The sequence below is a fragment of the Pantoea sp. X-Soil-MYKO-1289 genome (genome assembly GCF_059730625.1).
The window spans coordinates 51,304-63,634 of the sequence record NZ_AP036005.1; the positions used below are offsets into that span (position 1 = coordinate 51,304).

The 12,331-nt window shown below is 54.5% G+C and carries 11 protein-coding genes and 1 pseudogene; 4 read left to right on the plus strand and 8 right to left on the minus strand.

Annotation, left to right across the window (positions count from 1 at the left end; genetic code table 11):
- Positions 1–735: 735 nt before the first annotated feature.
- The 4 genes from AC6I7Z_RS19645 to AC6I7Z_RS19660 all read right to left on the minus strand — a co-directional run bounded on the left by AC6I7Z_RS19645 (position 736) and on the right by AC6I7Z_RS19660 (position 4,844).
- Positions 736–1,611, minus strand: coding sequence for an MBL fold metallo-hydrolase (locus AC6I7Z_RS19645; protein ID WP_497815512.1), 876 nt, complete (start codon positions 1,609–1,611; stop codon positions 736–738).
- A gap of 174 nt (positions 1,612–1,785) precedes the next feature.
- Positions 1,786–2,778 carry a zinc-dependent alcohol dehydrogenase family protein gene (locus tag AC6I7Z_RS19650; RefSeq protein WP_497815513.1) on the minus strand — a complete coding sequence of 331 codons (993 nt, stop codon included), beginning with the start codon at positions 2,776–2,778 and terminating at the stop codon, positions 1,786–1,788.
- Positions 2,779–2,902: 124 nt separating this feature from the next.
- Positions 2,903–3,817: a LysR family transcriptional regulator gene (locus AC6I7Z_RS19655; protein ID WP_497815514.1), complete on the minus strand. Its 915-nt coding sequence runs from the start codon at positions 3,815–3,817 to the stop codon at positions 2,903–2,905.
- A 97-nt stretch (positions 3,818–3,914) separates the two neighbouring features.
- Positions 3,915–4,844 (minus strand): LysR family transcriptional regulator, encoded by a 930-nt coding sequence (locus AC6I7Z_RS19660; RefSeq protein ID WP_497815515.1) that lies wholly within the window; start codon positions 4,842–4,844, stop codon positions 3,915–3,917.
- A gap of 181 nt (positions 4,845–5,025) precedes the next feature.
- On the opposite strand from AC6I7Z_RS19660, the pseudogene AC6I7Z_RS19665 reads away from it, so the two are divergent.
- The 4 genes and pseudogenes from AC6I7Z_RS19665 to AC6I7Z_RS19680 all read left to right on the plus strand — a co-directional run bounded on the left by AC6I7Z_RS19665 (position 5,026) and on the right by AC6I7Z_RS19680 (position 8,543).
- A pseudogene (locus AC6I7Z_RS19665) lies at positions 5,026–6,190 on the plus strand (mandelate racemase/muconate lactonizing enzyme family protein).
- A 75-nt stretch (positions 6,191–6,265) separates the two neighbouring features.
- A complete protein-coding gene (locus tag AC6I7Z_RS19670) occupies positions 6,266–7,111 on the plus strand; it encodes a fumarylacetoacetate hydrolase family protein (RefSeq protein ID WP_497815516.1) in 846 nt (281 codons plus the stop codon).
- Between the two features lie 87 nt (positions 7,112–7,198).
- Positions 7,199–7,525, plus strand: coding sequence for a hypothetical protein (locus AC6I7Z_RS19675; protein WP_497815517.1), 327 nt, complete (start codon positions 7,199–7,201; stop codon positions 7,523–7,525).
- Entirely contained in the window at positions 7,428–8,543 is a 1,116-nt protein-coding gene (locus tag AC6I7Z_RS19680) for an MFS transporter (protein WP_497815902.1), read from the plus strand. The genes AC6I7Z_RS19675 and AC6I7Z_RS19680 overlap by 98 nt, the downstream gene beginning before the upstream one ends.
- A 152-nt stretch (positions 8,544–8,695) precedes the next feature.
- Here the strand turns inward: AC6I7Z_RS19680 and AC6I7Z_RS19685 are convergent, their stop codons facing one another.
- The 4 genes from AC6I7Z_RS19685 to AC6I7Z_RS19700 form a co-directional block, all read right to left on the minus strand.
- Positions 8,696–9,886 (minus strand): cytochrome c biogenesis protein/redoxin, encoded by a 1,191-nt coding sequence (locus tag AC6I7Z_RS19685; protein WP_497815518.1) that lies wholly within the window; start codon positions 9,884–9,886, stop codon positions 8,696–8,698.
- Positions 9,887–9,896: 10 nt separating this feature from the next.
- Entirely contained in the window at positions 9,897–10,082 is a 186-nt protein-coding gene (locus tag AC6I7Z_RS19690) for a hypothetical protein (RefSeq protein WP_497815519.1), read from the minus strand.
- Positions 10,083–10,218: 136 nt separating this feature from the next.
- Positions 10,219–11,526 (minus strand): ATP-binding protein, encoded by a 1,308-nt coding sequence (locus AC6I7Z_RS19695; RefSeq protein ID WP_497815520.1) that lies wholly within the window; start codon positions 11,524–11,526, stop codon positions 10,219–10,221.
- Positions 11,523–12,263 (minus strand): response regulator, encoded by a 741-nt coding sequence (locus tag AC6I7Z_RS19700; RefSeq protein ID WP_497815521.1) that lies wholly within the window; start codon positions 12,261–12,263, stop codon positions 11,523–11,525. The genes AC6I7Z_RS19695 and AC6I7Z_RS19700 overlap by 4 nt, the downstream gene beginning before the upstream one ends.
- Positions 12,264–12,331 lie beyond the last annotated feature (68 nt).

The window sequence follows — 12,331 nt, forward strand, 5'->3', positions numbered from 1 at the left end:
AAAGCCTGGCTTATTAGCGGGGCAGATCTGTCTGGCTGATCGTTACGATTCACCCTGCGGCAAAAGATGCATCCCCATCGGGAAATAATTTTTCATCCGGACGCAATTTATAAAATGATAATCAATAACGCTGTGGAGGGTCTGGACTGAAGATGGCTCAGGTTCGTGCTTCATTTAGCAGCTGGAGAATGTAAATTATTTTCAATCAGATAAAATTAAAGGTCTTTTCATAAATAAGATGGGGCTGTCTCACCAGAGGCAACCTTAATGAGCGCCTCTGGGAATGAATCAGATAACGTTAGCTGGGTGATATCTTGCGCATATTGCATGGATGGACGTAATGATGACTAATCAGCCGTACCTCGATAGCTAAGCTCAACGGCCCGCTCAGGGGCATCGTTACTCTATCTTCAGGCACATCTTCAAACCGCCGTGCGTGCTGAACATGCCGGACAAGCACTCTACAGCTCGGCGAGATGTCGCTCTGCTGGCTGACAGAGATTATGCAATACCTGAACAGTTCAGAGGCGGGCAGGGCGGGAGCGTTAAACGACAGATGGGGCTGCTGACAGGTTGTTTATTCACATCGGCCCTCAGCAAAAACCTGAGGGCTCTGCAAAATCATGCTCAGTAATCTGCCTGCTAAAGCCGACCACCAAGACCTAACTCACGCGTGCAGCCACAGTTTCACAGACAGCCCAACCCTGAGGCGGTGTCGGCATAAAGGAAGCAAGCTCAGACAGCAGGCGACCAGAGGTCGTAATTCAGCGCATAGCTGTTACCATCCCGCACAACTTTGCCGGTAGTTGGCAGGTTAAAATGCATGCCGCTGACGGCCAGATTATCGCTTACCACACGGTCAAGCAGTCTGCTACGAACGGCTGCGGCTGCGGCAGGATCGCTGTCGAATGCAATTGTCACGTCAGGTTGCGCAACCTGGATGTGGGGGAAATGGACAATATCGCCCCAGATAAGCAGAGACTCTCTTTCATCGCCCAGCAAATATCCGCTGTGCCCCGGTGTGTGACCAAAGAGCTCTACAGTCTGAATACCCGGCAGGATGGCTTCCTCGCGGAACGGCACCAGCTTATCGGCATAAGCGTTAAATGCGTTTTTTGCCACTTCGAAGTACGGCTTAAACCCATCAGGCGCGCCGGCTGCAATGGTTTCATCGCGCCAGAAGGCGAGCTCTTTTTCATGAATAAACAGCTGCTGGACGTTACGGAACACAGGGGTCTGCAGAGGGCCAGCAAGACCGCCGATATGATCCGGATGGGCGTGAGTCAGTAAAAGGGTATCGATAGCGAGCGGGTCAATGCCTGCCGCCGCCAGAGCAACCTGAAGCCGACCGCCCCAGCCATTGATACCGCCCGCGCCGCTGTCGATCAGAATGGTACGCTCAGGCGTCTGGATGACATAAACGTTGATATTGATACGCGGCAACACTGGCGCGCCCCGCTTCTGAAGCAGCGCCTCAGCACGTGACCCATCAATGCCTGACAGCAGCTCAAAGGATACGTCCAGGTAACCATCACTGAGCATGGTCACCGTCATGTCGCCTACTTTTTTGCGATTAATAGCTGGTGCCTGCCAGCTCAGTTGTGAAGTCATGCGTTGCTCCATTGTGATAAGGGATGACAGGAAAGTGCCTGAACAATCTTATGGGGTTTTCAAATAAAGGGTGCGCATCAGGTTGTGTGAAACGCACAATCTGCAAGGCCAGGGCCGCACACAGCTATTGATACTAAGTCTGATAACCCGATTTGTGCATACGTAACTGAAGAATTACTTAACGACCACGACAATTTTGCCTACCTGGCCATTCGCCTCCATATAGCGATGGGCGTCCGCAATTTCTTCAAGCGGGAACGTTTTATCTATGGCCGGCTTCAGTTTGCCTGAACGTAAGCCTTCGGTGACAAAGGCCTTTGCGCGCGCCATTTTTTCAGGATCCGTAGTGATTTCAAACAGCTCATATCCACGCAGAGTGAGGTGCTTACCCAGAATGTCAAACACAGGCACAAGCATGTCGCGGCTGTCGAGCGCGCCATACTGAAAGAACATGCCCTGCGGCGCCATCGCCTGGGTCAATTTCGCCACGTCCGGACCGCCGACGGGATCAAAAACGATATGCGCGCCTGTGCCGTCTGTCACTCGATTGATTTCCGCAACCAAATCCTGCTCGGCAGTGGCAATAACAGCGACGGCACCGGCTTTAAGGAGCATTTCACGCTTTTCAGAAGTACGAGTCAGCGCAACAGGTTTTGCACCCAGCATGTTAGCTATCTGTATAGCAGCCAGCCCCACGCTGCTTGATGCTGCGCGGATCGCTACATTTTGACCAGCCTGTAGGTTGCCATATTCAACCAGCGCGCCATAGGCGGTGACATACATCATCCAGCTTGCGGCAGCCTCTTCGAAAGAGAGGTTTTCAGGGTGCTTTACCACAGCATGAAGAGGCGCATTGACCCGTTCACCATACATGCCGTATTCATTGAACATAAACGACGGGATCACGCTCACATGGTCGCCGCAGGCAAACCCTTCTACATGCTCACCGACCGCCTGGACGATGCCGGACGCTTCATAACCGAGACGTGCCGGAAACGTCGGCTCGATTACATACTGGCCGCTACGGTACATGATTTCAGCCCGGTTGAGACCCATCGCCTGTACGCGGATCTGCACTTCACCCGATGCTGGCGCAGGCACCTCTACATCAACCACTTCCAGCACTTCCGGACCACCCGTGCGATTAAAGATAACCACTTTAGACATAATCTGTTCTCATCAGTTAGCAACACCCCTTCAGAAAATGCTGAAGGCGTGTCCGGTTCAGTTGCGAACAATTTACGCTGTTATAAATGCACCAAAAATAGCCGTCAGGGAACGTCAGAATTAATTATTTGCTACCAATCCGGCTCCCTGAGCGGATGTGGGTGGCCAAAACGTCACTGAACCAGTCGATAAATACCCGGACTTTTGAGGAGAGATAACGCTTGTCTGGATACATCACTGACACGGGCTTAGACATTGAAGGATAGTGCGTCAAAATCTCTTCAAGCGCGCCGGAAATAATATGGGGAGCAAGGGCGTCATAAGTAGCCTGAATAATGCCAAGGCCGGCCAGACCGCATGAGAGCAAAATATCGGAGTTATCAACCAGCAGGCTGCTTGCAGGCCGTCGCGACACGACGCTCTCGTCTTCGATAAACGTCCACTCCATCACGTCGCGACTGTGACCGTTGAAAAAGTTAACCGCATGATGCTGCTCCAGATCCGCAGGTGTTTCCGGCCTCCCGTGTTGTTGCAGGTAAGAGGGGGCTGCGCAGGTGACCATCCTGATATCACCAATGCGCCTGGAGATGAAACTCGAATCCTGAAGCGCGCCCAGTCGAACGAGGCAGTCTACGCCTTCCGTAATTAAATCCGTTTTTCTGTCCGAAGAAACCAGCACCACTTCTATATCCGGGTAGAGGGTCTGGAAATGCCTGAGGTTTGGAATTAATACGGCGTGAGCCAGCGCCAGCGGAACATCCAGCCTGAGGCGCCCCCGGGGTGGAAGAGAAGGTGAAAAACTGGCCATCATGTCGTTAACTTCGGCCAGCACGTGCCTGGCATGATGATAAAACTCATCACCTTCCGCCGTAACGCTCAGTTTGCGGGTTGTACGATGAATAAGTTTAACGCCGAGGTCGTCTTCTATCTGCTGAATCGCTTTGCTTACGGTGGGGCGATGTATTTGAAGAATATCCGCGGCTTTTGTGAAGCTACCTTGCTCAACTACCTGTATGAAGATATTGAGGTGTTCAATCATATTGGAATGCACGCGATCACCTGACGTTATTTAGGGTGTTTTCTGCTGGCATTGTAGGGTACGCAGTTTCTGGCAGCATTAATCCTTTTACCCCACATTAAATGATTTGGTCGTCTACGAAAATTTCCCATAACTCTTCTACAGAGCGGGACATCCTTGCTGCCGGGCGGAAAAGCCTGATGTCTATGGGTACCCAGAGCGCACTCTCTTTCTTCGCCGCAACGGCAATCGAGCCGGCATCAACATCCGGCGCTGCCAGCGTTTCCGGCAGCCATGCGATGCCGTCTCCGGCTCTGACCATAGCCAGCAATGTGGCAGCCAGATCGGCAGTAAAAGCAATATCCATTCCGCGTCTGGCACGGTTTACCTGCGAGGTATTGGAGAGAATCCGGCCGAGGCCAGACTCAGCGGAATAGGAAAGAAAGGGAAACTTTTTGCCGCCTGATGCAGGCCAGACAGGCTCGCGGGTGATCGGATCGCATTTCGAATAAGGCAGTAGGGTTTCCCGCCCGAGTCGAACGCTGAGGTATTTCGACTGGTCGAGATTGATGTGCATGTGAGGGTGGTAGTAACACAGCAAAAACTGCGCGTCACCTTTGTCGATCATGCGTTCGCAGGCACTTAGTGTGTCAGATAACAGACGAAAAGAGCCGAAGCGGGCGATTTTTTCATTATTGCGCATCAGTGCCGGAAAAAAAGAAAATGACAAAGAGTGCGTGGCAGAAAAAATCACGTCCGGTCTGGTTTCCCCTGCGGCTTCGATAGATTCACTTCTCAGCGTATAGAGTGCGCGAATGATTTCAGGGATCTGCGTGACGAATAGCTCTCCGGCGCGCGTCAGGCTAACGCCGCGCCGATTTCGTTCAAAAATCGGCGTGCCAAGCCACTCTTCCAGCGAAACAATTCTTCGGCTGAATGCTGGCTGCGTCACATATCGTGAAGCTGCCGCACGAGAGAAATTCAGGGACTGTGCCAGAGCAACGCAGTCCTCAAGCCATGTTAATTCAAGATGATGCCGATTTTGCATTACAGCCTGCCTCTTTGGCATTAGAACAACACTCCTCAACTGCTTAGGATGGTTTCTGACAGGGCGATAAAGTCCCCGAACACTACGTCATTGCATTATGTCAATAAATATATGGCATGACATAAACATTGCGTAGGTCATTAAGTGTGATGGTATCTGACTGAGAACTGCCGGAGAGAACATGCGCATCCTTGATGTTGTAGAAATTACTAAACCCATTGCTTCCCCTATTCGTAACGCTTACATCGATTTCAGCAAAATGACGACCAGCCTGGTTGCCGTTGTGACAGACGTTGAGGTAGATGGACTCCGCATAGTGGGATACGGCTTCAACTCAAACGGCCGTTACGGTCAGGGCGGCCTGATCCGTGAACGCTTTCGCAACCGCATTCTGGAAGCCGAGCCGGGAAGCCTGCTGAATGCCAAAGGTGATAACCTGGATCCGCATAAGATCTGGGACGTCATGATGAGCAATGAAAAGCCGGGCGGTCACGGTGAACGTTCAGTTGCGGTAGGCACGCTGGATATGGCCATCTGGGATGCAACCGCAAAAATTGCGAATAAACCTCTGTTCCGCCTGCTGGCAGAAATGAAAGGTGTTGAGGCCAATCCGCGCGTCTTCGTCTATGCGGCTGGCGGTTATTATTATCCCGGCAAAGATCTGAGCGCGCTGCGTCAGGAAATGCGCGGCTACCTGAAACCGCGGCTATAACGTGGTGAAAATGAAAATTGGTGGCGCATCTCTGGAAGAAGACCGCCGTCGTATTGAAGCCGTGCTCGAAGAAATTGGCAGCGAAGCGCGTCTCGCCGTTGACGCCAATGGCCGCTTCGATCTGGAAACCGGTATTGCCTATGCGAAAATGCTGCGTGACTACCCGCTGTTCTGGTATGAAGAGGTTGGTGACCCACTGGATTACTCCCTGCAGGCCGCACTGTCAGAGTTTTATCCGGGTTCAATGGCAACGGGTGAAAACCTCTTCTCTCATCAGGATGCGCGGAACCTGCTGCGTTATGGCGGCATGCGTCCGGATCGTGACTATCTGCAGTTTGACTGCGCACTCTCTTATGGTCTGGTGGAATATCTGCGCACGCTTGATGTACTTGATCAGTTTGGATGGTCACCGTCACGCTGCATCCCTCACGGCGGCCATCAGATGTCTCTCAACATTGCCGCAGGTCTTGGCCTGGGTGGCAATGAAAGTTATCCCGATCTGTTTCAGCCTTACGGCGGTTTCCCTGATTCGGTAAGGGTAGAGGATGGCCATATCATCATGCCGGAGCTGCCGGGTATCGGTTTTGAGGGTAAATCAGACCTCATCAAAGAAATGCGCGCGCTGGCTGAATAAGTCTCTGCTGACATCTCGTCTTATTTAATTTAATCAGGCCCTTTCTTTGTGCGGAGGGGCCTTGCGGAAAAATATATGAAGCTCTTAAGTTATCTGACGCCTGAAGGATATAGAAGTTACGGTATTCTGCAGGGAGAGGGCGTTATTGATCTGAGAAGCCGGACAGATATTGATACTCCCGATTTGAAAAGTTTTATCAGAGAAAAAGGGATCGCAGCTGCTGACGGATATATCAGCGATGAGCCGGATTATCATCTTTCTGATATTACCTTCCTTCCTGTTATTGAGAATCCGGGGAAAATACTTTGCGTCGGCATGAATTATCAGGCCAAACGCACTGAGTTTAGTATTACTTCGGATGCGCCTACCCTATTCATCCGGTTCTCAGATTCTCAGACCGCTCATCTGGGCAACATCGTGAAGCCTGCGCTGAGCGATCAGCTCGATTATGAGGGAGAGCTTGTAATCATAATCGGAAAATCTGGCATAAACATCGCTGAGCAGGACGCTGCAGAATTCATAGCGGGCTATTCCTGCTATATGGATGGCTCCGTGCGTGACTGGCAGCATACCTGGTTCACTGCCGGCAAAAACTGGAGCAAAACAGGCGGGTTCGGCCCCTGGCTGGTTACGTGTGATGAGGTTCCCGATCCACAAAAGCTTCAGCTAAAAACCTGGCTTAATGGTGAAGTTGTTCAGCAGGACAGCACCGTCAATATGGTTCATTCAATAAAAAAAATCATTAGCTACATAAGCACCTTTACACAGCTTTCTCCGGGCGATGTTATTTTGACGGGCTCACCAGGCGGTGTTGGTCGTTCACGTAATCCGCAGGTATTTCTTAATGACGGCGATGTTATTGAAGTTGAAATAGAGTCAGTCGGTCGCCTGACTAATTTCGTTGCCGCAGCCTCAAAATAATAAATATTAATTTACCTGACTGATATTAAAAAAGAACCAGGCATCTGTATTTCCTCCCCTACATCTGCATCAAATGAGGAAGTTATCATGAGTGATAATGCACTTAAAGGTAATGCGCTTATCGGGAAAAAACGCTGGACAATAATATTACCCGCCGTGTTTATTATGTATACCATTTCTTTCTTCGACCGGGTGAATATCGGCATGGCGCTGCCCCATATCACGGCCGAGATGGGGCTCAGCCCGGTAGAAGCTGGCTGGCTTGGTGGTGCGTTTCGCATGGGGCTATGTCGCTACGCAGTTTACCGCTGGCTGGCTGGCGCTCCGCTTTGGATCGCGGAGAATAATCGGCATCAGCCTGTTTCTTTTTGGTGCCTGCGCCATGCTTACTGGCCTGACGCGCAACTTCAGTGAACTTGTTGCGATCCGTTTCTTCCTGGGCGTCGCTGAAGGGCCGATTCAGGCCGCCACGGCGATGTTCCTTGCTCAGTGGTTTATGAAGCCTGAACGAGGGCGCGCTTTTGGTATCTGGAATCTCAGCCTGGGTGCCGGAGCGTTTCTGGCTGGTCCCATATCGGGCTGGATCCTGGCGCATCATAACTGGCGCATGATGATGGTAATCGAAGGTGCGCCGGCGTGGCTGTTCTGCATTATCTGGTTTTATCTGGTACCCAAAAGTATTCAGGCTGCTAGCTGGCTTAGCGCCGAAGATCGGGATCATATCCAGAAAGACCTGGCGGCTGAGCAGTCGGACTATGTAAATGAGAAATCTGACTCATGGTGGACCATTCTTAAAATACCGGCACTCTGGCTGATGCTAATCGGTTATTCCCTGCACAGCATGCTGGCCTACGGCTTTACGCTCTGGCTGCCGACTGCGCTTAAGGGTTATGGAACGCTCAGTGAATTTATGGTGGGTCTGATCAGCGGAATGCCCTTCCTGATGACCATGGCAGGCATCTGGTATATCACCCGGCGTTCAGATAAGCACAACCAGGAGCGACGGCTGCATGCTGCTATTCCCACCGTATTGTGCGGTATCGCTTTGTCCGCCGCGGCCTTTGTTCCGCTCTCTTACTACTGGGTGCAGATAGCCCTGTTTATGTTTGTCGGCCTGACAATGAAGATGCTTGTGCCGCTGGTCTATGTTCGGCTGACGGAAATTCTGCCCACGAAGAAAGCGGTCCCTGCGGTGGCCTTCGTCGGCGCATGCAGTAATTTTATTGGCCAGTTTGGCGGCCCGCTTGTCGCCGGATACCTGAAGCATTTGGGTGGCGGGACGGACATGACGCTGGCATGGGGCGTGTTGGGTCTGTTTTCAATCACAGGAGGAGTGCTGTTTGCTTTGGCTGTAGGACCTAAGGAAAGCGTCTGGGACATCAGGCAGGCATTCTGCTCATCTTCTCGCCGACCTGTCCCCACGCGCAAATAGAAAAACAGAGCCTGCCCTCAGACGTCTGGGGCAGGCTATCAGCGCCTGTGGATTTTCAAGGCTAAATTCCAGAGGCCGATCCCGCGGGTAATATCCACCTGCGAAATTTGCGCGACAGGGCGAAAGCTATACAGGGTAACGGCTTATGTCCGCTACCCCTGCGCCTCTTTCAGCAGTTGCTCAATAACCCGCTCCTGCTCTGCGTAGTGTCCTTCGCCAAAGGCGGTATAGCGCAGCTGTCCGTGCGCATCGAAAAGATAGTGCGCAGGCCAGTACTGGTTACCAAAGCGGTTCCAGATAGCATAATTATTATCTGCCACGATGGGGTAGGGCAGCTGCCACTGTTTGATCGCGCGGCTCACGGCTTTCTCGTCTCGCTCCCACGGATATTCGGGCGTATGTACGCCGACCACCACCAGCCCCTGTGCCTGATATCTGGTCGCCCAGTCGCGAACGTGAGGCAAGGTGTGCTGGCAGTTAATGCAGCCATAGGTCCAGAAATCCACCAGCACCACTTTACCTTTCAGCTTTTCCGGCGTGAGCGGCGTGCCGTTCAGCCACGCCGTCCCGCCAGCCAGAGAGGGTAGCGCGCTGCTGGTTTGCGGCATCGCCACGGGTTCAAGGCGAACAGCCGATTGCGGTTTTGCCATCCATTGACTCATCTGCTGCTCAAGATCCTGCGCAAAGGCTGGCGCGCTTTGCAGCAGGCTCACGGAGCCGCTGCCGATCAGCGCGACCGAGGCCAGCATCAGAACGCCCGCTCCCTGGCGCAGGCGCGTCGTGAAGGCCAGTCCGGGGCGAAGCCGCGTGACCAGGCTGCGTCCGGCGAACCAGATCAGCCCCAGCATGACGGCCGCGCCGCTGCCGTAGGCCGCAAGCAGCAGGCCGATCGAGACCGGATTGTTTGCCACGACGGCCAGGCTGAGAATGGCACCCAGTACCGGACCTGCGCACGGCGACCAGAGCAAGCCGGTCGCTATCCCTGCCAGTAGCGCCGCAAGCAGGCCGCGGTTACGGTTGCTGGCGCTGTTCAGCTGATTACCCATCGCGACAAATGGCCGGGTAATAAACTGCGCTATGCGCGAAGAGAGCAGCGTTAGCGCCGTCAGGGTCAGAAACAGCAGCGCAATCCAGCGACCTGCGGCGGTAAGGCGAATAACCCACTGGCTCGCCACCGCCGCCAGCAACGCCACAGAGGTGAACATGATGACCATACCGCCCAGCAGCGCCAGCAGCTGCCCTTTACGCCCGCGCACGCTGGCGAACACAAAGGGAATGACCGGCAGGGTGCAGGGACTGAGCAGCGTTAGCATGCCGGCCAGAAAAGCAATAAACAGTGACATAGTCAGCTCCTTACTTAGCCTGCACGGCCGCCGTGATAATGCGCGCCATGGCGCGCTCCAGATCGGGATTGATCGTGCGCGCCTGGGCGCCGGCGCCGTGTGCCAGCACGACAGAATGGATGTCGCCGGCGTGGGCGAACTGAGCGACAGAGTGGGCCAGCTGGCCCGCGGAGAAAAATCTGGCAATGGCTTTCATAGGTAACCTCGTAACGGTGGATGAATGTCTGCCTGCTGGCAGCCACTTCATTAAACCCACCGCATGTGTTCAGCCTGTTTCCGCGATTGCCGGTTTTGTCGGATGGTATGTATAACTGCCCGAGGGATACAAAAGGCTACAAATCGGTTTGCCGCAGCGTGACGCAGGCATCGAGTCCGCCCTCTGGGCGGTTGCTCAGGCACAGCGCGCCGGCCATCTGGCCGACTAACTGGGTGGCGATAGCCAGCCCCAGTCCGGTTCCTCCGGTGTGACGATTGCGTGAATTTTCCACGCGGTAAAACGGCTCCAGTACCGCCTTCAGCTCTTCTTCGGGTATGCCAGGGCCGTTATCCAGAACGTGGATCGTGACGCTCTCCTGATGGGGCGCGCAAAGCTGAATCTCCGCCTGGCTGCCGAACTTCAGGGCATTGTCGATCAGGTTGGTCATAATACGGTGCAGCGCCTGCGGCCGGACGGCGAAGGTATCCTGTCCGCTGCAGGGCACAAACGACACCGCTTTGCCGACATCCTGATAGTCGCAGGCAATGCTGTCGAGAAACGCATTCAGGCTGACGTTCTGCCGCTTCTCCTCGCGCTGGTCAGAAGCGCGCGCATAAGCGATACCTTCCCGCACCAGCTGGCTCATATTGTCGAGATCGCTCAGCAGCTTGTCGCGCAGTTCCGGCTGTTCCGCCATCTCCACGCGCAGTTTCATGCGCGTGATAGGGGTTTGCAGGTCGTGAGAAATGGCGGCCAGAATCTGCGCGCGCGCTTTCAGGTGCTCCTGAATACGCGTCTGCATGGCGTTAAACGCGCGCGCCGCCTGCTGCACTTCTGTCGGGCCGCTCTCTGCCATCAACTGTGTGCTGCCCTCCGGCTTCAGGGCCTCGACCGCCTGCGTGAAGCGCAGAAAAGGGCGCACAACCTGACGTACCGCCAGCCAGGCGCAGAAAAGCAGCAGCAGCTGCTGGCCCGTCAGCACCAGCGGTAGCCAGCGTGCGATGGCAGGCATGCGTGGCCAGAGGTCGAGCGTCAGCGGCGCGCCATCATGCAGCGTCAGATGCACCTGAATATGCTCGCGCGCACCGGGAATGGCATGAATGCTCATCTGGTAACGTCCGCCCAGCGTCTCCTGTAAGGAGCGCACCGCGTCGCGTGCTCGCCAGCTGCTGGGGAAGGGACCCGGCTCGCCGGGCGCCAGCAGATAGCGGTAGTTGCCGCGCGCCAGCTTCGTCAGCCACAGAGGACGCTCCGCCGCGGGCAGGCGATCAAGAATGGCCACGCTGGTCGCAACATCATATTCAAGGTTACCCAGCATGACGCTTTTGGCGCTGCTCATACGTTCAATCATCAGGCTGACCAGCGTGGACGCATTTGCCAGCAGCAGTCCGCCCAGCACAATAATCAGCAGGCGCGACAGCAGCGAGCGCGGCCAGAGTTTCATTCACGCGCCTCTTTGATCACCACTGACGCGGCCAGCACATAACCTTCACTGCGCACCGTTTTGATGTAGGCCGGCTCGCGCGCATCTTCTCGCAGCCGCTGACGCAGTCGGCTGACAAGCAAATCGACAGAGCGCTCGAACAGCTCGGCATCGCGCCCCTGAGTCAGGTTTAGTAGCTGATCGCGGTTGAGCACGCGCTGAGGATGGTCGAGGAATACGCGCAGCAGACGGTACTCGGCGCCGCTCAGCGCCACGATGACGCCACTGCTGTCAATCAGATGGCGCGCAGAGGTATCAAGCTGCCATTCGCCAAACGCAATTAGACGTCCAGCTTCTGTAATCTGTAGATTGGGCGGCAGCGCCCGGGTGCGCCGCAGAATCGCTTTAATGCGCGCCAGCAGCTCGCGCGCAACAAAAGGCTTAATCAGATAGTCATCCGCGCCCATCTCCAGACCAAGAATCCGATCGGTATCCTCGCTGCGTGCGGTCAGCATCAGCACCGGCAGATTACGCTGCGTGTCGCTGCGCAACTGACGGCACAGCGTCAGGCCGTCGTCCCCTGGCATCATAATATCCAGCACCACTAAATCGATATGCTGCGACGCCAGCACCGCACGCATCTCACGCCCGTTAGCGGCACCGGTTGCGCGATAGCCGGACTTTTCCAGGTAACCCGTGACCAGCTCGCGTATATCGCGGTCATCGTCAACCACCAGAATGTGATCGGTATGTTCCAAAACATCCTCCTTCTGTGCGATATACTCCAATAGCGATCGTGAGAACCGGCGCAACGAATAAAGGCGCC

Bases quoted from the DNA above. Each gene is read 5' to 3' on its own strand.
- AC6I7Z_RS19645 (WP_497815512.1), bottom strand. From the start codon at position 1,611: ATGACTTCACAACTGAGCTGGCAGGCACCAGCTATTAATCGCAAAAAA.
- AC6I7Z_RS19650 (WP_497815513.1), bottom strand. From the start codon at position 2,778: ATGTCTAAAGTGGTTATCTTTAATCGCACGGGTGGTCCGGAAGTGCTG.
- AC6I7Z_RS19655 (WP_497815514.1), bottom strand. From the start codon at position 3,817: ATGATTGAACACCTCAATATCTTCATACAGGTAGTTGAGCAAGGTAGC.
- AC6I7Z_RS19660 (WP_497815515.1), bottom strand. From the start codon at position 4,844: ATGCAAAATCGGCATCATCTTGAATTAACATGGCTTGAGGACTGCGTT.
- AC6I7Z_RS19670 (WP_497815516.1), top strand. From the start codon at position 6,266: ATGAAGCTCTTAAGTTATCTGACGCCTGAAGGATATAGAAGTTACGGT.
- AC6I7Z_RS19675 (WP_497815517.1), top strand. From the start codon at position 7,199: ATGAGTGATAATGCACTTAAAGGTAATGCGCTTATCGGGAAAAAACGC.
- AC6I7Z_RS19685 (WP_497815518.1), bottom strand. From the start codon at position 9,886: ATGTCACTGTTTATTGCTTTTCTGGCCGGCATGCTAACGCTGCTCAGT.
- AC6I7Z_RS19690 (WP_497815519.1), bottom strand. From the start codon at position 10,082: ATGAAAGCCATTGCCAGATTTTTCTCCGCGGGCCAGCTGGCCCACTCT.
- AC6I7Z_RS19695 (WP_497815520.1), bottom strand. From the start codon at position 11,526: ATGAAACTCTGGCCGCGCTCGCTGCTGTCGCGCCTGCTGATTATTGTG.